23 protein-coding genes and 1 tRNA gene are annotated in these 22,288 nt (G+C 67.4%); 8 read left to right on the forward strand and 16 right to left on the reverse strand.

The genetic code is table 11. The annotated features are described in order from the left end of the window. The first annotated feature begins 8 nt into the window (after positions 1–8). Complete coding sequence (locus FHR72_RS24490; protein WP_183473531.1) at positions 9–893, forward strand: fructose bisphosphate aldolase; 885 nt, start codon at positions 9–11, stop codon at positions 891–893. Between the two features lie 60 nt (positions 894–953). On the opposite strand, the gene FHR72_RS24495 is transcribed toward FHR72_RS24490, so the two are convergent. The 6 genes from FHR72_RS24495 to FHR72_RS24520 all read right to left on the reverse strand — a co-directional run bounded on the left by FHR72_RS24495 (position 954) and on the right by FHR72_RS24520 (position 4,829). Beyond that, the gene (locus FHR72_RS24495) at positions 954–1,397 is read right to left on the reverse strand and encodes a universal stress protein (RefSeq protein WP_183473534.1); all 444 of its coding nucleotides are present in this window, start codon (positions 1,395–1,397) and stop codon (positions 954–956) included. Positions 1,398–1,608: 211 nt separating this feature from the next. Then, complete coding sequence (locus FHR72_RS24500; RefSeq protein ID WP_183473537.1) at positions 1,609–2,655, reverse strand: hypothetical protein; 1,047 nt, start codon at positions 2,653–2,655, stop codon at positions 1,609–1,611. 164 nt (positions 2,656–2,819) lie between these two features. After that, a complete protein-coding gene (locus FHR72_RS24505) occupies positions 2,820–3,497 on the reverse strand; it encodes a cutinase family protein (RefSeq protein WP_183473539.1) in 678 nt (225 codons plus the stop codon). Positions 3,498–3,625: 128 nt separating this feature from the next. Further along, on the reverse strand, positions 3,626–3,949 hold the full coding sequence (locus FHR72_RS24510; protein WP_183473541.1) for a DMT family transporter: 324 nt from the start codon (positions 3,947–3,949) through the stop codon (positions 3,626–3,628). Continuing rightward, complete coding sequence (locus FHR72_RS24515) at positions 3,946–4,272, reverse strand: DMT family transporter (RefSeq protein ID WP_183473544.1); 327 nt, start codon at positions 4,270–4,272, stop codon at positions 3,946–3,948. Before FHR72_RS24515 ends, FHR72_RS24510 begins: the two co-directional genes overlap by 4 nt. After that, a complete protein-coding gene (locus FHR72_RS24520) occupies positions 4,269–4,829 on the reverse strand; it encodes a TetR/AcrR family transcriptional regulator (RefSeq protein ID WP_183473547.1) in 561 nt (186 codons plus the stop codon). Before FHR72_RS24520 ends, FHR72_RS24515 begins: the two co-directional genes overlap by 4 nt. A gap of 354 nt (positions 4,830–5,183) precedes the next feature. Here FHR72_RS24520 and FHR72_RS24525 point away from each other — a divergent pair, with 354 nt between their 5' ends. Then, a complete protein-coding gene (locus FHR72_RS24525; RefSeq protein WP_183473550.1) occupies positions 5,184–5,660 on the forward strand; it encodes a hypothetical protein in 477 nt (158 codons plus the stop codon). Between the two features lie 82 nt (positions 5,661–5,742). Here the strand turns inward: FHR72_RS24525 and FHR72_RS24530 are convergent. The 3 genes from FHR72_RS24530 to uvrB form a co-directional block, all read right to left on the reverse strand. Beyond that, positions 5,743–5,813 (reverse strand) — tRNA-Cys (locus FHR72_RS24530). Between the two features lie 58 nt (positions 5,814–5,871). After that, entirely contained in the window at positions 5,872–7,287 is a 1,416-nt protein-coding gene (locus FHR72_RS24535; protein ID WP_183473553.1) for an MFS transporter, read from the reverse strand. 39 nt (positions 7,288–7,326) lie between these two features. Continuing rightward, positions 7,327–9,486 (reverse strand): excinuclease ABC subunit UvrB, encoded by a 2,160-nt coding sequence (gene uvrB / locus FHR72_RS24540; protein ID WP_183473556.1) that lies wholly within the window; start codon positions 9,484–9,486, stop codon positions 7,327–7,329. Positions 9,487–9,568: 82 nt separating this feature from the next. Here uvrB and FHR72_RS24545 point away from each other — a divergent pair, with 82 nt between their 5' ends. Both FHR72_RS24545 and FHR72_RS24550 read left to right on the forward strand, forming a co-directional pair. Continuing rightward, on the forward strand, positions 9,569–10,075 hold the full coding sequence (locus tag FHR72_RS24545) for a ribonuclease FAU-1 family protein (RefSeq protein ID WP_183473621.1): 507 nt from the start codon (positions 9,569–9,571) through the stop codon (positions 10,073–10,075). 9 nt (positions 10,076–10,084) lie between these two features. Then, positions 10,085–10,633 carry a hypothetical protein gene (locus tag FHR72_RS24550; protein ID WP_183473559.1) on the forward strand — a complete coding sequence of 183 codons (549 nt, stop codon included), beginning with the start codon at positions 10,085–10,087 and terminating at the stop codon, positions 10,631–10,633. On the opposite strand, the gene coaE is transcribed toward FHR72_RS24550, so the two are convergent. Both coaE and rpsA read right to left on the reverse strand, forming a co-directional pair. Next, positions 10,630–11,862 (reverse strand): dephospho-CoA kinase, encoded by a 1,233-nt coding sequence (gene coaE, locus FHR72_RS24555; RefSeq protein WP_183473562.1) that lies wholly within the window; start codon positions 11,860–11,862, stop codon positions 10,630–10,632. The genes FHR72_RS24550 and coaE overlap by 4 nt on opposite strands. 100 nt (positions 11,863–11,962) lie before the next feature. Next, positions 11,963–13,405 carry a 30S ribosomal protein S1 gene (gene rpsA, locus FHR72_RS24560; protein ID WP_183473565.1) on the reverse strand — a complete coding sequence of 481 codons (1,443 nt, stop codon included), beginning with the start codon at positions 13,403–13,405 and terminating at the stop codon, positions 11,963–11,965. A 148-nt stretch (positions 13,406–13,553) separates the two neighbouring features. Here rpsA and FHR72_RS24565 point away from each other — a divergent pair, with 148 nt between their 5' ends. Next, positions 13,554–14,753, forward strand: coding sequence for a PrsW family intramembrane metalloprotease (locus tag FHR72_RS24565; protein WP_183473568.1), 1,200 nt, complete (start codon positions 13,554–13,556; stop codon positions 14,751–14,753). 26 nt (positions 14,754–14,779) lie between these two features. Here the strand turns inward: FHR72_RS24565 and FHR72_RS24570 are convergent, their stop codons facing one another. Genes FHR72_RS24570 through FHR72_RS24580 form a run of 3 tightly spaced genes read right to left on the reverse strand, consistent with a single transcriptional unit; the run spans position 14,780 to position 19,294 of the window. Further along, the gene (locus FHR72_RS24570) at positions 14,780–15,586 is read right to left on the reverse strand and encodes an acyl-CoA thioesterase (RefSeq protein ID WP_183473571.1); all 807 of its coding nucleotides are present in this window, start codon (positions 15,584–15,586) and stop codon (positions 14,780–14,782) included. Between the two features lie 35 nt (positions 15,587–15,621). After that, positions 15,622–18,351, reverse strand: coding sequence for a DNA polymerase I (gene polA, locus FHR72_RS24575; protein ID WP_183473574.1), 2,730 nt, complete (start codon positions 18,349–18,351; stop codon positions 15,622–15,624). A 40-nt stretch (positions 18,352–18,391) separates the two neighbouring features. Continuing rightward, entirely contained in the window at positions 18,392–19,294 is a 903-nt protein-coding gene (locus tag FHR72_RS24580) for a LysR family transcriptional regulator (RefSeq protein WP_183473577.1), read from the reverse strand. Between the two features lie 84 nt (positions 19,295–19,378). Here FHR72_RS24580 and FHR72_RS24585 point away from each other — a divergent pair, with 84 nt between their 5' ends. Further along, positions 19,379–20,521: an FAD-dependent monooxygenase gene (locus tag FHR72_RS24585; protein WP_183473580.1), complete on the forward strand. Its 1,143-nt coding sequence runs from the start codon at positions 19,379–19,381 to the stop codon at positions 20,519–20,521. Continuing rightward, positions 20,518–21,201 (forward strand): alpha/beta fold hydrolase, encoded by a 684-nt coding sequence (locus FHR72_RS24590; protein ID WP_183473583.1) that lies wholly within the window; start codon positions 20,518–20,520, stop codon positions 21,199–21,201. Before FHR72_RS24585 ends, FHR72_RS24590 begins: the two co-directional genes overlap by 4 nt. Here FHR72_RS24590 and FHR72_RS24595 read toward each other — a convergent pair. After that, positions 21,192–21,629 (reverse strand): hypothetical protein, encoded by a 438-nt coding sequence (locus FHR72_RS24595; RefSeq protein WP_183473585.1) that lies wholly within the window; start codon positions 21,627–21,629, stop codon positions 21,192–21,194. The genes FHR72_RS24590 and FHR72_RS24595 overlap by 10 nt on opposite strands. A 4-nt stretch (positions 21,630–21,633) precedes the next feature. After that, positions 21,634–21,981 carry a hypothetical protein gene (locus tag FHR72_RS24600; protein WP_183473588.1) on the reverse strand — a complete coding sequence of 116 codons (348 nt, stop codon included), beginning with the start codon at positions 21,979–21,981 and terminating at the stop codon, positions 21,634–21,636. Between the two features lie 146 nt (positions 21,982–22,127). On the opposite strand from FHR72_RS24600, the gene FHR72_RS24605 reads away from it, so the two are divergent. Beyond that, positions 22,128–22,288 (forward strand): zinc ribbon domain-containing protein (locus FHR72_RS24605; protein WP_311736246.1); only part of this gene is annotated, 161 nt, incomplete at its 3' end.

The following is a 22,288-nucleotide window of genomic DNA, read 5'->3' on the forward strand; positions in this document are numbered from 1 at the left end:
AAGGGAACATGAGCAGCGATCAGTTCAACAAGGCGCAGCGCGGCGCCGGGTTCATTGCGGCGCTGGACCAGAGCGGTGGCAGCACGCCCAAGGCGTTGAAGCTGTACGGCATCGCCGAGGACGCGTACTCGGGCGACGAGGAGATGTTCGATCTGGTGCACGAGATGCGCACACGCATCATCACCAGCCCGAGCTTCGACGGCGACCGCATCCTCGGGGCGATCCTGTTCGAGGACACCATGGACCGGCAGATCGAGGGCCGCGACACCGCCGACTACCTGTGGAACGTCAAGCAGGTCGTGCCGTTCCTGAAGGTGGACAAGGGCCTTGCCGACGAGAAGGACGGCGCGCAGGTCATGAAGCCGATCCCCGGCCTCGACGACCTTCTCTCCCGGGCCCGGGACAAGGGTGTCTTCGGCACGAAGATGCGGTCGGTCGTGAAGATGCCCGGCGCCGGTCTCGACGAGGTCGTGGCCCAGCAGTTCGAGGTCGGCAAGCAGATCCTGGCCGCGGGCCTGGTGCCGATCATCGAACCGGAGGTCGACATCCACAGCCCGGAGAAGGCCAAAGCCGAGGATCAACTGAAGGCCGCGATCCTGTCCGAACTCGACAAACTCGGCGACGGCCAGGACGTGATGCTCAAGCTGACGCTGCCCGACGTCGACAACCACTATCGCGAGCTCGTCGAATATCCGAAGGTCCTGCGGGTGGTCGCGCTCTCCGGCGGATACAACCGCGACGATGCCTGCGAGAAGCTCGCCGCCAACCAGGGTGTCATCGCCAGCTTCTCGCGGGCGCTGACCGAGGGTCTCACCGCCCAGCAGAGCGACGAGGAATTCAACGCCGCGCTGGATTCCGCGATCACCGCGATCGCGAAGGCTTCGAACTCCTGACAGTCGAAAACCCTGGGTCGGCTGCGCGCCGGCCCAGGGTTTTTCGTCGGTGAACCTCCGTCAGGAGGTGTGCACGATGAGCACGTCGGTCTTGGACCGCCGGGCCACATTCGCAGGCACAGAGCCCAGGAGCCGACCGGCGATCGTGCTCAGGCCGACATTGCCGACGACGAGCAGGTCCGCGTTGACCTCTTCGGCCAACTCGACGAGCGCGTCGACGGGCGCGCCGACGACAGCCTTCTCTTCGATGTTCTCGGCACCGGCGGTCTTGGCCCGCTCCTTGGCCTCGCGCAGGATCGCGTAGATCGGCGCGTTGCCGGACATCTTGTAACCCTCGTCCTTCAGCACGTCCGCGGCTCGGGAATCCTCGCTCTGCGGGAAGTACGCTGTCGCGACGATGAGCCTCGCGTGCGCTCCGGCAGCGATCTGACCGGCGCGGTCCACGGCACGTAGCGACGAATCAGATCCGTCCGTGCCAACCACCACCGTCTGATAGCCGGTCATTCATAACCTCCAAGGTCGGTTGCAACGCCAACCGAGACATTAGCCCGGTCTGAGGCCGACAGGGGTGCGATTCAGCACACAGGCATCGCATTTGCCCAGGATCCACTCCTCCACGCGCCGGAAGGATCACGCCGAGGGCCACGACGTGACGAAGCCGACAGCTCCGCAAAAATAGGCTGCGACAACTGAAGTGAGGGAGTCGGGGCGACCCTCACCGCCAGTCCTCGCGCCGCGGGTCCGCAGGAATCGCCGTCCCCGCAGAGTTTTCCGGCTCATCGCCCGCGGCGGACCACGCGGTGCCTTCGCAGACGAGGTCTGTCGGGATGGGCAGCGAGGCCGGAAGGAACGGCAACGCGGGCATGGGCAGCGACGGAGGGGCCGCTGCCGGAGCAGTCGCCGCCACCGGGACCGCGGGAATCGGCACGACGGGCACCGGGGCACCGACGGGGACGACCGGAACCACCGGGCCGGGGAGGGGTGGCGGCAGCGCCGCAGCATGCTGCACCAGAGCGGATTCGGCCGGCGCCGCGGCAGCGAGGGGCGCGGGGGCCGGTGGTGCCGCCGCGATTGCTTCTGGCGCAACCACTTCCACGGGTGGTGGTGCGGCCGATGCGGGCACGGCGGGCGCCGGAGCGGGCGGTTCGGCAACCGGGACAGCTGCCATGGACTCCAGCGGTGCCGGCGCAGCTGGGGGCGTCGGCTCAAACGCAGGTGCGGCCGGGAGCGGCGGTGCCGGAACGGGAGGAGGCGCGGCAACGGGCGGTGCGACCGGGGGCATCGCGTCCGGCACGGGCGCCGACGCCTGGACCACCGGCGCCGCCAAGGGCGGCGAGGCGACCACCGGTACCGGTGGCACGATCGGCAGCGCAGCCGGAACAAGCGGTGCGGCAACGGAAATGGGCGCCGGCGCGGGGACTGGCGCGGCCGCCTGGACAAGCGGCGCCACCGCCGGCGAGGTGTCGAGGGGCACAGGGGCGGGCCCTGGGGCCGCGAGCGCGGAGACGCCGTGCACGACCTCGGCCACAGGGATGGGTGGCAGAGCCGGAGGTTGTTCCGGCACAACGCTGTTCAGGGCGCTCGCCGCGGTGTCCAGTGTTTCGGGAACGCTGGGCGGCGCGGCCGCCAGCTGCTGAACCATCTCCAGACAGGGGACGCCGGGGCTGGGCTCGGCAGATGCCGTCGCCGCGACGGCGAACCACGGGAAGATGCCGAGAATCACCACCGACGTGGCGCCGACTCGATTCATCTTGGGTGGCATCGCTTTTCCTCGAACTCTCGAACCGGCGCCCCCACCTGTGGAGAAACCTAGCCGGTCGGCGGCCCCTCCTGCGAGAAGGTTACCGAACCGATACCGCGCGGCGGTGTAGCGGCGAACGAAAGTGGGGATGTGCCGAGAACAACTGCAGAGGAGGCGGATTCAGGTCAGTTCTGCCGGCCGAGCACCCGAGCTGCGGCGAAGGTCGCCGCCTCGTCGACCATTCCATTCCAGGGATAGGAGAAGTGGGCGAGGAAATTGTTCCCGCGCGAGCAGTACGGATCGCCGTCAGCGCAGAGGTCGATTGCCTTGCTGCCGTAGAGCGGACTGATCTTCGTGAGAGGCCCGAGGGTCGAGACGTCCCGCGACGGATTGCCGAAGACCGCGATCGCCGCCACGTGCTTGACCATCTCGTCGGGTAGCGGTGCCGGCTTGAAGAACCAGATCGTTCTGTTGCCTATCGTGATGAGATCGATCACGCCCGCGCCCTGCGACATGCCACCGAGCACGATCTTCGTCGCCGGGCAGATGGCAGCGACATAGCGGACGTGCTTGTTGGCGTCGACGGCGCCTTCGGTCGTGGACTTCGAGAAGTTCCAGCTGGCCGGGTAGTCCACGGCGTACACCGAGATGTTCTTGCCCAGCAGCTTGCGTTTGAGCGAGGTGACGAACTGCCTGCCGGTGAACCCGATGCCCGGTTTGTCGGCGGTGCCCCGGGCGAAAACGACCTCGACATCAGGGCACGTCTCAGCCACAGCAACGGGAGCGACGGCGGCGGAGTACGACAGCGCCCATGCTGTCACCGCCGCACAACCTAGGACGCGGGCTACCTGGCGTGCGAGCACGCACCCACGCTGACACAGTTTCAGCAAAGTTGAACCGCGCAGCGATGCAACGGTGACCCATTAGTTGCCGTTCCGTGTTGCAACAAAATGTGCGACGGCGTCAGCGCATGGATAATCGCGCGGATCGCTCAGTGGGCGGCGCCGATCTCGACGAGCAGGACCCCGACGGCGATCAGCACGATGCCGCCCACCATCCTTCGCGTCAACGGCTCGTCGAAGAGCAGGCGCGATGCGACGGCGGTGATCGCAACCCCCGCCGCGGCCCAGATTCCGTAGGCGACGCCCAGCGGCATCCCCTGCCGCAGGGAAGCCCACAGCAGAGTGAACGCCAGCACATATCCGACGATGACCGCGATGTAGAAGACAGCGCGACCCCGCGCAGCAACGCGGAGGGCCAGAGTCCCCGTCACCTCGCTGGCGATCGCCGCGGCGAGAAGTAGGTACTGGATCATTCGTCGTCCACATGGGATCCGGTCTCGACCAGCACGACGCCGGCGATGATGCAGCCGAGGCCGACGATCATCGTGGTGGTCAGGTTTTCTCCGAAGACCAGCGCCGACAGCACGGCGGTGAGGGCGACGCCGGTGGCGCCCCAGATGCCGTACGCCACGCCCAGGCCCATTCCGCGCTTGAGCACCAAAGCGAGGAAGACGAAGGACGCCAGGTAGCCGAGTACCACGACGACGTACAGCGCGGGGACGTCGGCCGACCCCTTCAACGACAGCGTGGCCCCCACCTCACTGGTGATGGCCAGGGCGAGAAGGAGCCAGGTCATGACGACTCCTCCCCCAGCAGCTGCAGAGCCACCGAAAGCACTTGGGGCCGTTCGTCTTCACTGAGCGGGAACGTGCGCGACGAATCCGCCAGCCACGCCCCGTCGGCCAATAGCCGCGCGGCGTGCAGGCGCGCCTTCTCGACCGCGGGGACTTCGGGCGGCACCTGGACCCACTGATGAAAACGGTGCGTCCACCGCGCCAGCATCCGATCTGCCAGCTTCGGATCGCTGAGCATGACCAGATCCGAGCGCCGGTGGTGGCTCTGCAGCGCCCAACGCACGTACGCCCCGAGGCGCTGCAGAGAGGTGGCCTGGTCCACCTCGACGTCGAGGTAGGTGGACAGCTCACGTTCCTGGGAATCGACCACATGGTCCACGAGCGCTTCCATGAGTGCCGATTTCGTCGGGTAGTGATACATGAGCCCCGGTTTCGTCAGACCCGCCGCGTGGGCGACCGACTCGAGGGAGACGGTGACGCCGTCATCGAGCAGGGCGCGCGCGGCGTCGAGGATCGCGGTCGCCGACGACGGACGCCGGCGCGAGACGGTGGACGGCACCTAGTCACTTTACCTTCCGGTCGGTAAAGTTTTAGGACCCCGGCGGGTCGCCGAGTCCGCCGAAAGGCCCCTTATCGGTTGCTGAAGACAAAGCGTTACAAGGTTTCGAAAGTCCACAGCAAATGGTCAATACCGCACAGAGACTACCTAACCCCGCCTATCTGCAGGGATGAGATTTTTTCCAATTAGCCTGTCTTACTGTGGTTTAGGTCCGAAGATCAACGGCCATAGTTCTTCGCGACGGGGGTCACGGCCAGACCGCAGAGCGAGTGCGGCAATGGCCATGGTGTAACGACACTTCCAGCTGACGCCGTACGGGTGATAGCTCGGAAACAACCGAGGAGGAACACGTCTATGGACATGAAGAAGATGACCGCCAGCGTCGCGGCCGCAGGCCTGCTGGGCCTCGGCGGCTTGGGCATGGCCGCAGGGCTCGCACAGGCCGATCCGCCGGCGAATCCGGGCAACGGCCAGGGTCAGGGGAACGGCCACGGCAACGGCAATGGCAATGGCCAGGGCAACGGGATCGGCAATACGCCCCGCCCGGACATCGTGACCGGCCCCGGCGTCAACGCCGGCGACCCGGGCAACCCGCTGCCTCCGGGGCTCGGCTACCTGCCGCCTCCCGGACACGGTGGCCCGATGCCCGCGGACACCATCGTGCTGCCGGAGACCCCGTCGTGGGTCATCACACCGGTGCTCCCGCCCGAGGGTGCGCCGCTGCAGCCGGAGCTCCCCGACTGGGCCGAGGGTCTGTCCGTCGTGTGGAACCCCGATCTTGAGGTCTGGGGCGTCTACAACGAGGACACGGGCGTCTTCGTCAGCTTGTAAGGGACCTGTCCTCAGGAACCTGGGAAGCCGCCCCACCCACCGGGTGGGGCGGCTTTCCGCTGCCATGGATGCGGCCCATGCGAGCGAGTGACGGGATTCGAACCCGTGTAGACGGCTTTGCAGGCCGGTGCCTAGCCACTCAGCCACACCCGCACGTACCCACCATCTCAGAGCCGGTCACCGGCGGACAGGGTTCGGATCGTGCAGATCTTTACCCGGGGGCGGCCCGCCCACTGCGCGTCGATGCCACTGCAGCCACCGCCGCGAGCACAGCGAACGCGCCGAAGAGCCAGCGAGCAGCGGTCGCGTCGCCGGTATCAGCGACGTTCACGATCACGCCGGCCAGGGCTGCCCCGAATGCCGCGGAGATCACCTGCACGGTGTTGATGGCCGCCGCCGCTGCCGGTCCCTCGGTCGGATCGTCGACCTTGCTCATCGCCCACGCAGACAGATGCGGCCACGCGATACCGACACCGGCGCCGGTGACCACCAGCCCCAGCGCCCAGGCCGCCACCCTCACCCCCGAGGCGTCCACCTGCTGGGTCAGCGCGCCGACGGTCAAACCCGCCGCCATCACCAGCGGAGCCACCGCCACCGTCCGGACGATCACCCGCTGTCGGCTCAGTGAGGCGCTGCTGATCTCCCCCACCGTCCAGCCGATGGCCAGGCCGGCCCCGAGGAATCCCGCCGCCACCGGCGTGAGATGAGCGAGCCGCTGACCGAACAGCGGAACGTACATGTCGACCATGGTGGCCGCCATCAGCGCCCCCAGCGTGAGATAGATCCACTTCAGTGGGCCTGGCCCGAAGGCACTCGGCGGGAGGACCGAGGCTTCGACCCGGCGGTCGACCACGACGAACAGCAGCACCAGGCCGACACCGACCGCGACGAGCCCGGCGGTGGCCCGACCGTCGTGCGGCACACCGGCCATACTCACCGACAGAGCGGCCGCACCGAGGAGCAGGAGTGACCACACCGGGATCTTGGCCACGCCGGGGTCGGCGCGAGCGGTGTCGCGACGGGCCGGGAGCGCACACGGAACCAGCGCCGACATGGCGACGACCATCAGGACCAGTACCGCGAAAGCCCAACGCCACGAACCATATTGGGCGAACAACCCGCCGGCAGCGGGCCCGAGGAGCGTGCCGACGCCCCACATGGCCGAAACCAGGGCCGAGGCCTTTGTCCACAACGCGCTAGGCAGTGCGGTGTTGATGACCGCGTAACCGAGTCCGGCCAGCAATCCCCCTGCGGCCCCTTGGACCGTTCGGCCGACGAGGAGCACCTCCATGCTGGGCGCGAGGGCGCAGCCGAGACTTCCCAGCCCGAACACGGTCAGTCCCAACAGGTAAGCCCCTCGTGGACCCAGCCGCATCAGCGTCGCATGCACCGTCGTGGCCGCCATCACCGAGCCGACCAGATAGACCGTCGTGACCCACGCGTAGAAACGGTGGCCGCCGATGTCGGCGACCGCGCTCGGCATCAGGCTGATGGTGAGGAACTCGTTGGTCGCGTACAACGCCACGCCGCCGGCCAGCACCGTCGCCGCACCCAGGTTCTTCGGCCCGAGGAGCTCACGCCAGCCGCCGGCGGCGAGGGGCGGACTGTCGGTTCCCGTGTCGGTCACGGCCTCGACGCTAGGACCTGAACCGGGGTTGAGATCAAGTCACTTGATCCCGGCGGCATCCATGCCGCGGAGTTCCTTCTTGAGGTCCTGGATCTCGTCGCGGATCCGTGCCGCGAGCTCGAACTGCAGATCGCGGGCCGCCGCCATCATCTGGGCGGTCAAATCCTTGATCAGGTCGGCGAGCTCGGCACGGGGCATGTTCTTGGTGTCCCGGCCCTCGTAGACCCCTGCGCTGACCGCACGGCCCGGCTCGCCCGGAGCGCGCCTACCCCGCGACGCGTTGCGGCCGGACCCCCCGACCTCCACCGCCTCGGTGTCGTCGGCCTCGCGGTACACCTGGTCGAGGATGTCGGCGATCTTCTTACGCAGCGGTTGCGGGTCGATGCCGTGCTCTTTGTTGTAGGCGACCTGCTTGGCTCGACGCCGTTCGGTCTCGTCGATGGCCTGCTTCATCGAGTCGGTCATCGTGTCGGCGTACATGTGCACCTCGCCCGAGACGTTGCGGGCGGCGCGGCCGATGGTCTGGATCAAGCTGCGCGGCGAACGCAGGAAGCCTTCCTTGTCGGCGTCCAGGATGGCCACCAACGACACCTCCGGCAGGTCGAGGCCCTCACGCAGCAGGTTGATGCCGACGAGCACGTCGTACTCCCCCAGCCGCAGCTGGCGCAGGAGTTCGACCCGTCGCAGCGTGTCCACCTCGGAGTGCAGGTAGCGGACCCGGATCCCCATCTCCAGCAGGTAATCGGTGAGGTCTTCGGCCATCTTCTTGGTCAGCGTCGTGACCAGCACACGCTCGTCGCGATCCGTGCGCTTGCGGATCTCCCCGATCAGGTCGTCGATCTGCCCCTTCGTCGGTTTGACGATGACGTGCGGATCGACCAGGCCGGTCGGGCGGATGACCTGCTCCACGAACTCACCGCCGGTCTGGGCCAGCTCGAAATTGCCCGGCGTCGCCGAGAGATACACGGTCTGGCCGATGCGGTCGGCGAACTCCTCCCAGGTCAGCGGCCGGTTGTCCACCGCCGACGGAAGCCGGAAGCCGAAGTCGACCAGGTTGCGCTTCCGCGACATGTCGCCCTCGTACATGCCGCCGATCTGGGGCACGGTGACGTGGGACTCGTCGATGACGAGGAGGAAGTCTTCCGGGAAGTAATCCAGCAGCGTGGCCGGAGCGGACCCGGCCGGACGCCCGTCGATGTGGCGCGAGTAGTTCTCGATGCCCGAGCAGAAGCCGACCTGGCGCATCATCTCGATGTCGTAGTTGGTGCGCATCCGCAACCGCTGTGCCTCGAGCAGCTTGCCCTGACCCTCCAGCTCGGCCAGCCGCGCTTCGAGCTCGGCCTCGATGGTCGAGATCGCGTGGGCCATGCGCTCGGGCCCCGCCACGTAGTGGGTGGCCGGGAAGATCCGCAACGAGTCGACCTTCTTGATGATGTCGCCCGTCAGCGGATGCAGGTAGTAGAGCTCCTCGATCTCGTCACCGAAGAACTCGATGCGGACGGCCAGCTCCTCGTACGACGGGATGATCTCGACCGTGTCGCCGCGCACCCGGAACGTTCCGCGGGTGAAGGACATGTCGTTACGGGTGTACTGCACGTCGACCAGCAGCCGTAGCAGGGAGTCCCGCGGAACCTCGTCGCCGACCTTGAGTTCGACGGAGCGATCCATGTAGGACTGCGGGGTGCCCAGGCCGTAGATGCAGGACACCGACGCCACCACCACGACATCGCGACGCGACAGCAGGTTCGACGTGGCCGAGTGCCGCAAACGCTCGACGTCGTCGTTGATCGAGCTGTCCTTCTCGATGTAGGTGTCGGTCTGCGCGATGTACGCCTCGGGTTGGTAGTAGTCGTAGTACGACACGAAGTACTCGACAGCGTTGTTGGGCAACATCTCTCGAAGTTCATTGGCGAGCTGCGCGGCCAGCGTCTTGTTCGGTGCCATGACCAGCGTGGGGCGCTGCAGCCGCTCGATGAGCCAGGCGGTGGTCGCCGACTTGCCCGTTCCCGTCGCCCCGAGCAGCACCACGTCACGCTCCCCGGCGCGGATCCGGCGTTCCAGCTCGTCGATGGCGGCGGGCTGGTCGCCGGCGGGCTCGTACTCGCTGACCACCTCGAAGCGCGCACCACTACGCACCACCTCGTCCACGGGGCGGTACTCCGAGTGCGCAAGCACGGGGTGTTCGGTCGCGAAAGCCATGTTCACCAGGTTAGAACCCCGCGCCGACATGTTCTGTTCCGTGCCCGGCCCCACCGTCGCCACCAGGCTCTATCCTGAGCGCATCCACCCTCCCAAACGCGAGACCTTCGACGTCGCCGCCCGCACCAACACCGATCCGAAGGGCATCGTGCGGGCCGTCGACACGTATGTCGCCCGACCGTGGGGCCTCTACATGGCCCGCCCCACCCCGGGCCGCGCGCAGTTCCACTATCTCGAATCGTGGCTGCTGCCCTCCCTGGGGCTGCGGGCGACCGTGTTCCACTTCAATCCCGGCCACGAGCGCGACCAGGACTTCTACCTCGACGTCGGCCGGTACACCCGAGACGGGCAGCGCTGGCACGGCGAGGACCACTACCTCGATCTCGTGCTGCGCACGGGTCGTGACGTGCAGATCACCGACGTCGACGAGCTGGTGGCCGCGGTCAGCACCGGCGTCCTCGACCCCGGAGACGCCGAACGCGCCATCCGCGTCGCGGTGGCCACGGCCGAGGCGCTCGCGCGCAACGACTACGCCCTCGACAGATGGTTAGCCGGTATCGATATGGCCCTGACGTGGCGTGACGCTTAGACTCTGCCTGTGAGTTCGAGGAGACGGACACGTACCGCCGGTGCGATGGTGGCTGCCGGGGTCGTCGCTATGGTCGCCGGGCAGCTGTCGCCCGCGATCTCGGCGGCGCAGCCGGACCCGCAACCGGAGGTCGAGACGCAGGCCCCGGAGCTCCTGCACAACGTCACCTACCGGGCCCGGGTCGACGGGGTGTCGCGCGGCGCCTCGATCACCTACAAGGCCGAGGACGACCGGGTTCTCAGCGCGAACCCGACGATGGTGCCCGGGCGGGTGTTCGAGGTGATGACCGTCCTGCCGGCCTCCGGCATCGCAAACCTGCGGGTCTCGATCGAGTGGCCGTACTCGGCAAACCTGCACTGCGAGATCCTGGTCGACGACGCTCTGGTGGCGCAGGCCGACGACTTCATCGCACCTCGTGTCCTACCTCAGCGAGACGACCCCGATTACGGGGCCCTGACATGCGAGGCGCCGGTCACCGGGGCGCCGCAGGCCGCTCCTGCCGATCCTGCCGCCCCGGCGCCGGTCGACGCTCCAGCCGCCGAGCCACCGCCCGCCTAGCGGGCTGGGCCGGGCTTCCACTCTGTGCTGTCCGCCCACTCCCAGGCCCTGCGGTAGGCGTCGAGGAGCCACGGCTCCTTCGCCTCGGCGTAGGCACCCGTCGTCTCGTGCCCCTGAGCGGCTACCCGCCGCTTGAGCCCGAGGTACTCGTCGCGCACGCCGGGGTTGGCCGTGACCCAGCTGACGAAGAGCAGGGCGAACTGCTGATTGGGCCAACCGTCTACGCGCACATGCACATTCGTCGGACGTCCGGGATCGGCCGAACAGAACAGCCGTTTCTCCCAGAGCCCCTCGTCCCCGCTGTGGTCGAACTCGGCCACCGTACTCCGCGCGTCGGGCTTGGCGACGTCCGCGGTGATCGACGTCGCCACGTACCCCGCCGCCGGCAACGCAGCGGCCAGTTCGTCCGCGACGTCCAGTGAGGCGACGGTCACCTGGATGTCGATGACGTCCTTGGCGTCCATACCCTCGATCGCCGTCGAGCCGACGTGGTCGACCCTGGACGCGCGGTGCCCGCACGCGGTCCGCAGTCGCGCCAGAATCCGCTGGGCCTGAGCCGGCCAGGCGGGGTCGGACGGCACCAACCGCGCCTGCCCCGGCGCGGCCTGACCCGCTTCGAGGTTGCGGGCGAACGGTTCGATGCGGTCGTGCCACAGCGCGCGGGCCTTCTGCACGAGCTCCTCGGCGCTGCCCGAGTTGTCCAGCCACACGTCGGCCACCGCACGCCGCTGTTCCTCGCTGGCCTGCGCCGCGATGCGGGCCCGCGCATCCTCCTCGGTGAAGTTGCGGTACTCGATCAACCTTCGGACTCGCAGTTCCGCGTCGGCGTTGACGATGATCACCAACGGGAACATCGGCGCCATCTGCGATTCCACCAGCAGCGGAATGTCCTCCACGATGACCGGGTTCTCCCGGTCGCGCTGGGCGCGTTCGATGAGTTCCGAACGTCGTTGCCCGACAAGGGGATGCACGATCCCATTCAAGGTGGCACGCTTCTCGTCGTCACTGAATGCGATTCCGGCGAGCGCCGGGCGGTTCAGCGAGCCGTCGGCGTGCAGGATCCCGTCCCCGAAGGCGTCGACCAGCTTGGCCAGTCCCGGTGTGCCGGGTTCGACGACCTCACGGGCGATCACATCCCCGTCGACGACGATGGCACCCAGTTCGCTGAACGTGGCCGACACCGTCGACTTTCCCGCCCCGATTCCTCCGGTCAATCCAATGCGCAGCACCGCACCAGTCTGTCAGGGCTGCGTGCGGCCGGAGCAACAGGACACGGAAACGACGCAGGCCCCGGCTCTGGTGAGCCGGGGCCTGCGATCGTTGAGCGAATTACGCGTTGCCGGCGAGCTTTTCGCGCAGCGCGGCCAGCTGGGCGTCGCTGGCCAGCGATCCACCGGCCGACTCCTCAGAGCGCGACGAACTGGCGGACGACGCGGGCTTGGCAGCCTCGGCGGCCTCAGCAGCGGCGAACTTCTCCATCTGCGCAGTGTGCATCTTGTGGCGGCGCTCGGCCTCGGCGTAGCGCGCCTCCCACTCGTCACGCTGCTTCTCGAAGCCTTCGAGCCACTCGTTGGTGTCGGCGTCGAAGCCCTCGGGGAAGATGTAGTTGCCCTGATCGTCGTAGCTGTCGGCCATGCCGTACTTCCAGGCCTCGAACTCGTCGGAGTAGTCCTCGTTGGCCTGCTTGAGGCTCAGCGAGATCCGGCGACGCTCCAGGTCGATGTCGATGACCTTGACCATCGCGTCGTCGCCGACCTGGACGACCTGGTCCGGGACCTCGACGTGACGCTCGGAGAGCTCGGAGATGTGGACCAGGCCCTCGATGCCCTCTTCGACACGGACGAACGCACCGAACGGCACCAGCTTGGTGACCTTGCCCGGCACGATCTGACCGATCGCGTGGGTGCGGGCGAAGTGGCGCCACGGATCTTCCTGAGTCGCCTTGAGCGACAGCGAAACCCGCTCGCGGTCCATGTCGACGTCGAGCACCTCGACGGTGACCTCGTCGCCCACCTGGACGACCTCGGACGGGTGGTCGATGTGCTTCCAGGACAGCTCGGAGACGTGCACCAGGCCGTCGACGCCGCCGAGATCGACGAACGCGCCGAAGTTGACGATCGAGGACACGACACCCTTGCGGATGGCGCCCTTGGTGAGCTGATTGAGGAACTCGCTGCGGACCTCGGACTGGGTCTGCTCCAGCCACGCGCGGCGCGACAGCACCACGTTGTTGCGGTTCTTGTCGAGCTCGATGATCTTGGCCTCGATCTCCTTGCCGATGTACGGCTGCAGATCGCGGACGCGACGCATCTCGACCAGCGACGCGGGCAGGAAGCCGCGCAGGCCGATGTCGAGGATCAGGCCGCCCTTGACGACCTCGATGACGGTGCCCTTGACGGCCTCGTCCTTCTCCTTGAGCTCTTCGATGGTGCCCCAGGCGCGCTCGTACTGCGCGCGCTTCTTGGACAGGATGAGGCGGCCTTCTTTGTCCTCTTTGGTGAGAACCAGCGCTTCGACCTCGTCGCCGACGGACACAACCTCATTGGGGTCGACGTCGTGCTTGATCGAGAGTTCGCGGGAAGGGATGACGCCTTCGGTCTTGTAGCCGATGTCGAGCAAGACTTCGTCGCGGTCGACCTTGACGATGGTCCCTTCGACGATGTCGCCATCGTTGAAGTATTTGATGGTCTTGTCGATGGCGGCGAGGAAATCCTCCGCGGAGCCGATGTCGTTGAGGGCTACTTGCGGAGACGTGACGGAGGGACTTGGCATGTGGTGGGTTGCTCCGGACAGGTTTAATCGTAGGGACAGAATGTTTTGTTGATCGCACCCGCGAACAGCGCACACAGGTACTGATCAAGGCTACTCGACGGGGTCCATGCAGGACAAACCCACCTCCCCTACCGGCTAACCTGCTTGCGTGTCCTACACAGGCGCTCCCGGGGGGCCGCACCGATTCCATCCGTACGGGGCGCCGTTCGTGCGCCGGATCCGCACGGTGGGTGTGCCGTTGGGCGTGCTCATCGCGCTGGGGACGCTCGCCGGGTTGCTCGTCATCCTGCTGACCCTGGCCAATCCGGTCGGTACGGCGATCGGTTTCGTCCTGTCCAGCCTGGCGATGACCGTCGTCGTCCTCGCCTACCTGTGGCTGGACCGGTGGGAACCCGAGCCCCCGCGCCTGTTGCTGTTCGCCTTCATCTGGGGGACGTCGGTCGCGGTCGTCGTGTCCGCGCTCCTACAGGTGTTCCTCGACGCATGGCTCAATCCCGCGGTCGAGACCGCCGACACCGGGGTCAGCGCTTTCACCCTGGTCCTGGGCGCGCCGCTGACCGAAGAAGCGGCCAAAGGCCTGTTCCTGCTGCTCATGATGACCGGCGCACGCCGCAACGAGATGAATTCGTTGACGGACTGCCTGGTCTACGCCGGGCTGGTCGGTGCGGGATTCGCATGGCTGGAGGACATCCTCTACATCGCCAACGGGGAGTCGCTCGCCGAATCGCTGTTCACCGCAGCCCTGCGTCTGATCATGGGCCCGTTCGCCCACAGTCTTTTCACCACGATGTTCGCGCTCGGAGTGTGGTTCGCGCTGAACAAGCGCGGTGCACTCGCCAAGACCGGCTGCGTGCTGCTCGGCTACCTCGCCGCCGTGGTGTTGCACGCGATGTGGAACGGATCCTCGCTGCTGGGCACCGGCGCCTATTTCGGCACCTACGTGTTCTGGATGATGCCCGTCTTCGGGCTGGCGATCGCGATGGCCGTCACCAGCCGGCGCCGGGAACAACGGATCGTGGCGTCGAAGCTTCCGGGGATGGTCGCTGCGCAGATCATCTCGCCGAACGAAGCATCGTGGCTCGGCGCGATGCCGGCGAGGAAGCAGGCGATCGCGGAGGCCACCCGGTTCGGCGGCAAACACGCCGGTGATCAGGTCAAACGGTTCGCGCAGCAGGTCTCTGAACTGGCCTTCGTCCGTGACCGCATCGACCGCGGCTTCGTCGATTCTCGCGTCACGGCGTTGCTCCACGAGGAGACCTACGCGCTGTACGCGGCGCGGGCGTCGTCCCCGGCACTGCAGCAGATGGCGGGCTACCGTGCCTACACCCCCGGTCCGCAGTGGCGGTGATCGCCACGGTGATCCCACGGCTGCGGCTACGTCTTGAAATACACCAATTGATGACTGGTCACGAGCAGTTCCCCTGCGCGACTCCAGATCTCGGCTGACTGGTCGAAATAGCCCCGGGCGAAACGATTCGCGTGCGCGCGGCACAGCAGGAAGTCATCCCCCACCGCGGACAGTTCGGCCGCATCGGCGTGAAAGTACGTGGTCAGCGAGATGGTGCCCGCCGGGCACGGTGCGCCGCGCCGCAGGAACACCCGCGGATAGAAGATGTCGCTCAGAGCGGTGAGAGACGCGAAGTCCGGCGGGCGCCCCAGACGGTCGCGCGCCCACAGCGTGGTGGTCGAGGAGGGACCCGGTTCGGCGCCCCGGGCCGGGATGGCCCCCTCGACGTAGCGCATCTCGTAGTTGCGGGCCCACACGATGACCTCGGGTAGGCCGCTGGGCTCGATCCTGTCCGGTTCCGGCACCGACAGCGGCGGACGCTCGGTGTCCGACCAGGTGTCGCGGCGATGGCCGAAGACGGCGGTGGCGTTGGTCTTGACCTCGTCGTCCTGCCACAAATCGACGAGCCAGTGTTGATTGCTGCGATTCCTGCGCACACACTTCACCGCGATGTCGAAGGCGCCATCGCCGACCGGGGCGGCGTAGTTGACCGTGAGGGCCACCGGGTCGCCGAGCCGCTCCGGATGGTTCTCGACCGCCCGCATCAGGATCGCCGCGGTCATCCCTCCGAAGGGGCCGACCATGTTCGCCCACGCCGGGCTCGTATGGCCTCGGCTCCATGCCGGGTCGGTGCCGTCGAGTCGGATCGCCTCGTCGAAGGGGTGGCTCGCCACGCCGTTCGTCCCTTCTGCAGACTGCCGCGGTCCGGTCAATGCGCTGCGGCATCCCAGCTGCGGCCGTAGCCGACCGACACCTCCAACGGGACATCGAGCGCATAGGCGCCGCCCATGTGTTCACGCACCAGGGCGTCCAGGTCGTCGCGTTCGCCGTCGGCGACCTCGAACAGAAGCTCGTCGTGGACCTGCAGCAGCGTGCGGGACGCCAGGCCGGCGTCCTTGATGGCCTGGTCGACGTTGATCATGGCGACTTTGATGATGTCGGCGGCACTGCCCTGGATGGGAGCGTTGAGCGCGGCGCGCTCGGCCGCTTCCCGCACCTGCCGATTGCTGCTGTCGAGTTCGGGGAGGTAGCGGCGCCGGCCGAACACGGTGGAGGTGTATCCGTCCTTGCGTGCCTGGTCGACGACGTCACGCAGGTAATCGCGTACCCCGCCGAACCGGGCGAAGTACTGCTCCATCTGTTCCTTGGCCTCTTCGGTCGAGATCTTGAGCTGCTGGGACAGACCGTAGGCACTGAGGCCATAGGCCAGCCCGTACGACATCGCCTTCACCCGTCGACGCAGCTCGGCGGTCACCTCGTCGATCGGTACCGAGAAGGCGCGTGACGCGACGAACGAGTGCAGGTCTTCGCCGGTGTTGAACGCTTCGATCAGGCCTTCGTCACGAGACAGGTGCGCCATGATGCGCATCTCGATCTGGCTGTAATCGGCGGTCATCAGCTCGCTGTAACCGTTGCCCACGACGAACGCGTCGCGGATTCTCCTGCCCGCCTCGGTGCGGATCGGGATGTTCTGCAGGTTCGGCTCAGTCGACGACAGCCGGCCGGTGGCGGCGATCGTCTGATTGAACGTCGTGTGGATGCGCCCGTCGGAGGCGACGGCGTTGAGGAGCCCGTCGACGGTGACCTTGAGCCGGGTCGCGTCGCGGTGCGTGAGCAGGTGCTGCAGGAACGGGTGCCCCGTCTTGTCGAACAGCGATTGCAACGCATCGGCGTCGGTGGTGTAGCCGGTCTTGGTGCGCTTCGTCTTCGGCATCTCCAGCTCGTCGAACAGCACGACCTGCAACTGCTTGGGTGAGCCGAGGTTGATCTGCTTGCCGATCACCTCATAGGCCGCTTCGGCCGCATCGCGGATCTGCGCGGCGAATTCGCTCTGCAGCTGCGACAGCATCTCGAGGTCCACGGCGATGCCTGCGGTCTCCAACTCCGCCAGCACCCGTTGCACCGGCAGCTCCATGCTGCCCAGCAGGGCCGACGAGTCGATCCGCGCGAGTTCCTCGTCGAGGGCCACTGCGAGGTCGGTCACCGCGCTGGCGCGCAGCAGCAGCGTCTGTACCGCCTGGTCGTCGACGCCGTCTCCGTCGTCGAGCAGCGAAAGCTGTTGCTGCTCAGGGTTGTCGGCGCGCAGCTCGCGCTTCAGGTAGCGCAGCGAGAGGTCGTCGAGGGCGAAGCTACGCTGCCCGGGACGAACGAGGTAGGCGGCCAGCGCGGTGTCCGAGGTCACGCCCCGCAGCGCCCAGCCACGACCCTCGAGGTCGTGGATCGCGAGCTTGGCCTCGTGCAGCGCCTTCGGCACCTCGGGGTCGGCCAGCCACGCGGCGAGCGCGGCTTCGTCGTCGGGGTCCAGTCGGGTGGTGTCGACATAGCGCCCCTCGCCGTCGGGGGCGACGAGCGCGAGGGCGGTGGCGTCGCTGTCGAACGCGAGGTGGTTGCCGACGACGGCGAGCCCGAACCGCTTGCCGCGACCGTGTTCGGCCAGCCAGGGTGCCAACGTTCCCGGCTCCAGCGCCCCGCCGCGGACGTCGAAGCCTTCGTCGACCTCGGGATCCGCCGACGCCAACGTGTCGAACAGCCGGTCCCGCAGTACGCGGAACTCGAGGTCGTCGAACAGCCGGTGGATGTGGTCGCGATCCCACGGCTGCATGCGCAGCGTGTCCGGGGTCTGGGCGAGCGGGACGTCCTTAACCAGATCGGTGAGCTCGCGGTTGAGGATCACGCTCGACACATGGGCCCGCAGCGCGTCGCCCACCTTGCCCTTGACCTTGTCGACGTTGTCCACCAGCGACTGCAGGGACCCGTACTCGGCGATCCACTTCGTCGCGGTCTTCTCGCCGACGCCCGGGATCCCGGGCAGGTTGTCACTGGGGTCCCCGCGCAGCGCTGCGAAGTCGGGGTACTGGGCCGGCGTCAGCCCGTACTTTTCCAGCACCGCCTCGGGGGTGAACCGGGTCAGCTCGCTGACGCCCTTGCGCGGATACAGGACGGTGACGTCGTCGCTGACCAGCTGCAGCGAGTCGCGGTCGCCGGTCACCACCAGCACGCGGTAGCCCTCGTCCTGGGCCTGGGTGGCCAGCGTGGCGATGACGTCGTCGGCCTCGAAACCCGCCTCGGCCAGGACGGTGATCCCGAGAGCGCCGAGAACCTCCTTGGTGATGTCGATCTGCCCACGGAACTCGTCGGGGGTCGCCGACCTGCCTGCCTTGTATTCGGGGTACTTCTCCAGCCGGAACGTCTGGCGCGACACGTCGAAGGCCGCCGCGATGTGGCTCGGCTGCTCGTCGCGCAGGAGGTTGATCAGCATGGCGGTGAAGCCGTAGACGGCGTTGGTGGTGAGACCGCCCTGTGTCTTGAAGTTCTCGGCGGGCAGTGCGTAGAAGGCCCGGAAGGCCAGCGAGTTGCCGTCCAGAAGCATCAGTGTCGGTTTGTCGTCCGCGCCAGGCTTGCCGGCCTTGGTCGCTGATGCAGTCTTGGCAGGGCTCACGGGTTCACTCTAGGCACCCGGTATGACAGCCCGACCGCCACTACCCTGGGCGCCCCGCACCCTGTTCCGGCGCGTTGATCACCGCGCGGGCGCGCTCGCTGAGCAGACGCGCGGCCGGGCTCGTGGCGTCACGGCGCCAGGCCCACACCAGCCTGCCGCGCAGTTCGGGGGCCAACCGCAGAGCGTGCAGATCGCTGCGGCTGCGCGCCATCGACTGCGGCAGCACCGCCACCCCCAATCCGTGCCGGGCCAGTTCGGCGAGTTCGACCGGGCTGGTGGCCTCGAAGCTGATGCGGGGCCGCACACCGGCTGCCGCGCAGGCGCTGTCGAGTCGCGACCGCAGGCCCGTCCCCACGGGGAGTGAGATCAGCGGAAACTCGCACAACTGGGCGAGCGACAGGGTCTTCCGCCGGCTCAGGCGATGCCCGGGCGCCACCGCGGCATCCAGTGCCTCGTCGGTGATGACCACGTAGTCCAGACCGGGTGGTTCCTCGTCGACACCGATCGACACGATGGCGACATCCAGGCGCCCGTCGGCCAGCATCGTCAACAGCGCGTCGGAGTTGTCGGTGCCCAGGGTGATCTCCACCGCGGGGTGTTCGGCGTGGAACGCGGCGATGAGCCCGGCGACGTTCACGGGATGCGACGTCACCGTACCGATCGCGACGGACCCACGGACCAGGTGAGCGACCTCGTCCACCGCGGCCTGCGCGTCGCGTACCGCCGCCAGTGCGGCTCTGGCATGGGGCAGCAGAGCCAGACCGGCCTGCGTCAGTCGTACGTCGCGGCTCGACCTGGCGAGCAACGGTTGTCCCACCTGCCGCTCCAAGCGCTGAATCTGGGCACTGACGGCGGGCTGAGCGACTCGTTCGCGCTCCGCCGCCCTGGTGAAACTGCGTTCCTCGACCACGGCGACGAAGTACTCGAGCTGACGTAGTTCCATAACGGTTGATTATAGGTATCAGAGCGTAACGGTATTGGACTTATGCATCGAAGCTGGACAGTGTGGAAGAGAAGGAGGTAAGACATGACACCCACACCATCCACGGTCATCGCGGGAGGCGGCATCGGCGGGCTCACCGCCGCGTTGACGCTGCAACGGTGCGGCATCGAGGCCACCGTCCTGGAGAAGGCACCGGCGCTGAAACCGCTCGGCGTCGGCATCAACCTCCTCCCCCATGCCGTCCGAGAACTCGACACCCTCGGCCTCGGCGATGCTCTGGCCGCGATCTCCGTTGCCCCTGAGGCTATTTCGTACTACACCAGTGACGGCACACACCTGTACCGGGAGCCCCGCGGGATCGACGGCGGCCACACCCATCCGCAGCGCTCGGTGCATCGCGGTCGGCTGCACGCACTTCTCGTGAACGCGGTCACCGAACGTCTCGGGCAGACGGCAATCCGCTGCGGTGCGGGCCTGACGGGGTTCACCCAGACGCGCGACGGGGTTGTCGCGCACACCGCCACGGGTGATCTCCGCGCCGACGTCCTGGTCGGCGCGGACGGCATCAACTCGGTGGTGCGATCGCACCTGCATCCGGGTCCCGACCCGTTGCTGTGGTCGGGGGTGCGGATGTATCGGGGTGCGGCTCGGATGGCGGCGTTCCTCGACGGCCAGACGATGGCCATCGTGCACGGACCGGACGGCGTCGTCCTGGTCACCTATCCGATCGGCGACGGCCTGGTCAACTGGGTGCTGCAGGTCGACGATCACCCGGCCGGCCCCCTGCCCGGGTACGCACGATGGAACCGACCCGCAGACCCCGACCTGGTCGCGACGCACGTCGCAGGCTGGAAACTCGGCTGGCTCGACGCGGCATCCCTGCCGGGCCTCAGCGAGCAGGTCTTCGAGTACCCCATGGTCGACCGAGACTCGTTGCCTCACTGGGGTTCCGGCGCCGTGACTCTGCTCGGCGACGCCGCCCACCCGATGTATCCCGTCGGCGCCAACGGCGCGTCACAAGCGATCGTCGACGCCCGCGTGCTGGCAGACGAGCTGAGCAGAGATCCTCGGCAGGGCCTGCGCCGCTACGAGCAGCGGCGGCGGGTCGCCACCGCCGAGGTCATCGCGGCGAACAGGCGGATGCACCACGCCGGCACCGAGACCACTCAGGACATCGCCCGCGTCACAGCCAGGTACCGCGCGGACACCGAAAGGAGCCATTCATGACCACCTACGTCCTCGTTCCCGGAATGTGCCACGGAGCATGGTGTTTCGACGATCTCGCAAGTTCACTGCGATCCGCAGGCCACCGCGCCCTGCCCGTGACGCTCAGCGGCATCGCGGAGCGGTCTCATGTGCTGCCGGGCGGCGTCAACCTCGACACCCACATCACCGACGTCCTCGCCGCGGTCGACCACATGACCGGCCCCGAGGAGAAGCTCGTGCTGGTCGGGCACAGCTACGGCGGCATGGTGATCACCGGTGTCGCGGACCGGATCCCCGGCCGGGTCGACTCCCTGGTCTTCCTCGACGCTGTCGTGCCCCGCAACGGCGAGGCCTGCTGGGACGTCGTCAACGACGAGGAGCGGCAGTGGTACGTGAAGGTGGACGACACCGGATTCGGAGTTCCGCCACTGCCGTTCTTCGACCCGCGGGCGACCTCCCACCCGCTGGCCACTCTCCTCCAGCCATTACGCCTCCACGGCGACATGACCCGTTTCCGTCAGCGCGTCTTCGTCTACGCACTGGACTGGCCGGGCGAGTCGCCACTGCGCCCGTCCTACGACAGGGTCCGCAACGATGCCGCGTGGGTCATCCATGAACTCGACGGAAAACACAACCTGATGCGGGACAAACCTGACGATCTGTTGCGAATCCTGTTGCAGACGGCCGACTCTCAGGACTGAGAGGTTCGGATCCAGTCGATGGCCATGTCGTACGGGTTCTGCGGGTCCACGAACACGGACAGTGTCGCGCCGGGCTGGATCCGCTCGAGGTGAAGGTGTGAGACGACCTCGTCGAAAACCGCGCCGTAGGGCGCAGTCCCGTCCTCGCGTCGGACCTCCGCCTGGATGCGCAGAATCGGCGACATGTTCATGTAGGAACCCACCGTCCACACACCGCCGACGGTGATGCGTGCGGTGAGGCCCGCACCATTGGCGAGTTGGGTATGGCGCAGCATCGTCATACCGATCTCGGAGACATCGGCCGCCTCGTGCAGACGGTTCGGAATGTCGACAATCTGACCGAGGAACGAGGATGGCCGGCCCTGCGCCTCCAGGTAACGCTGGTGGGCGCCGTACATCCTCGCCCAGTCTTTGATCGGGTTGGGCATCGGCTCAGTACCCCAGGAGCCGGCGGAACTGCTGGCCGACCGCCATCGACTGCCCCATCCGCTGCACCCACCCGTCCAGGGCGGCCTTCGTGTCGGCCGGGTCCCATCCGCGCTCCTGGGCGAGCGTGATCATGCCTGCCTCGTCGTTGATTCCGCGGGCCTGCGCCGCCTTGGCCAGGTCGGCATAGTCCTGCAAGGAGATGCCGTTGATCGGATGCCAGATCGGGTCGTCGGTCGCGACGGCGCGAGTCGACGGGCCCCCGAAGGCCGCGGGGTCGATCGGGCCGGCGCCGCGGACCTGGACCATGCCGGGCAGGGCAGCGGCGTCGCGCAACTTGTTGAAGAATCCCATGATCGTCTCCGTTCACCTCGGCCCCGTGACTCGGGGCGCTTCGTGGACGAGTTCACCCGCACACCGGGGCTACCGATCCCAACTTCCTCCGGTCGGAGAACTGGAACACGTTTCAGTTTCGCCGCCGATCTGGGTACGCTGACCGCGTGTCAGCATCTGCGCAGCCTGCGGTCGAGGGGTGGTTTGCCTTCGATGACGCTGGTGATCCTCACCTGATCGGCGGTAAGTGTTCTCAGTGCGGGACCTTTGTGTTCCCGCCGCGGGCCAACAACTGCCCCAATCCCGGGTGTGACGGTGACGAGCTGGC

The organism is Mycolicibacterium iranicum, from assembly GCF_014190915.1.
In the GTDB taxonomy this organism is placed as follows: domain Bacteria; phylum Actinomycetota; class Actinomycetes; order Mycobacteriales; family Mycobacteriaceae; genus Mycobacterium; species Mycobacterium iranicum_B.

What these genes read in the sequence shown, in the direction of transcription:
- FHR72_RS24595 (WP_183473585.1), bottom strand. Translation starts at nt 21,629, where the DNA reads ATGCCCAACCCGATCAAAGACTGGGCGAGGATGTACGGCGCCCACCAG.
- FHR72_RS24490 (WP_183473531.1), top strand. Translation starts at nt 9, where the DNA reads ATGAGCAGCGATCAGTTCAACAAGGCGCAGCGCGGCGCCGGGTTCATT.
- FHR72_RS24495 (WP_183473534.1), bottom strand. Translation starts at nt 1,397, where the DNA reads ATGACCGGCTATCAGACGGTGGTGGTTGGCACGGACGGATCTGATTCG.
- FHR72_RS24500 (WP_183473537.1), bottom strand. Translation starts at nt 2,655, where the DNA reads ATGCCACCCAAGATGAATCGAGTCGGCGCCACGTCGGTGGTGATTCTC.
- FHR72_RS24510 (WP_183473541.1), bottom strand. Translation starts at nt 3,949, where the DNA reads ATGATCCAGTACCTACTTCTCGCCGCGGCGATCGCCAGCGAGGTGACG.
- FHR72_RS24590 (WP_183473583.1), top strand. Translation starts at nt 20,518, where the DNA reads ATGACCACCTACGTCCTCGTTCCCGGAATGTGCCACGGAGCATGGTGT.
- FHR72_RS24515 (WP_183473544.1), bottom strand. Translation starts at nt 4,272, where the DNA reads ATGACCTGGCTCCTTCTCGCCCTGGCCATCACCAGTGAGGTGGGGGCC.
- FHR72_RS24585 (WP_183473580.1), top strand. Translation starts at nt 19,379, where the DNA reads ATGACACCCACACCATCCACGGTCATCGCGGGAGGCGGCATCGGCGGG.
- FHR72_RS24525 (WP_183473550.1), top strand. Translation starts at nt 5,184, where the DNA reads ATGGACATGAAGAAGATGACCGCCAGCGTCGCGGCCGCAGGCCTGCTG.
- uvrB (WP_183473556.1), bottom strand. Translation starts at nt 9,486, where the DNA reads ATGGCTTTCGCGACCGAACACCCCGTGCTTGCGCACTCGGAGTACCGC.
- FHR72_RS24600 (WP_183473588.1), bottom strand. Translation starts at nt 21,981, where the DNA reads ATGGGATTCTTCAACAAGTTGCGCGACGCCGCTGCCCTGCCCGGCATG.
- rpsA (WP_183473565.1), bottom strand. Translation starts at nt 13,405, where the DNA reads ATGCCAAGTCCCTCCGTCACGTCTCCGCAAGTAGCCCTCAACGACATC.
- FHR72_RS24580 (WP_183473577.1), bottom strand. Translation starts at nt 19,294, where the DNA reads ATGGAACTACGTCAGCTCGAGTACTTCGTCGCCGTGGTCGAGGAACGC.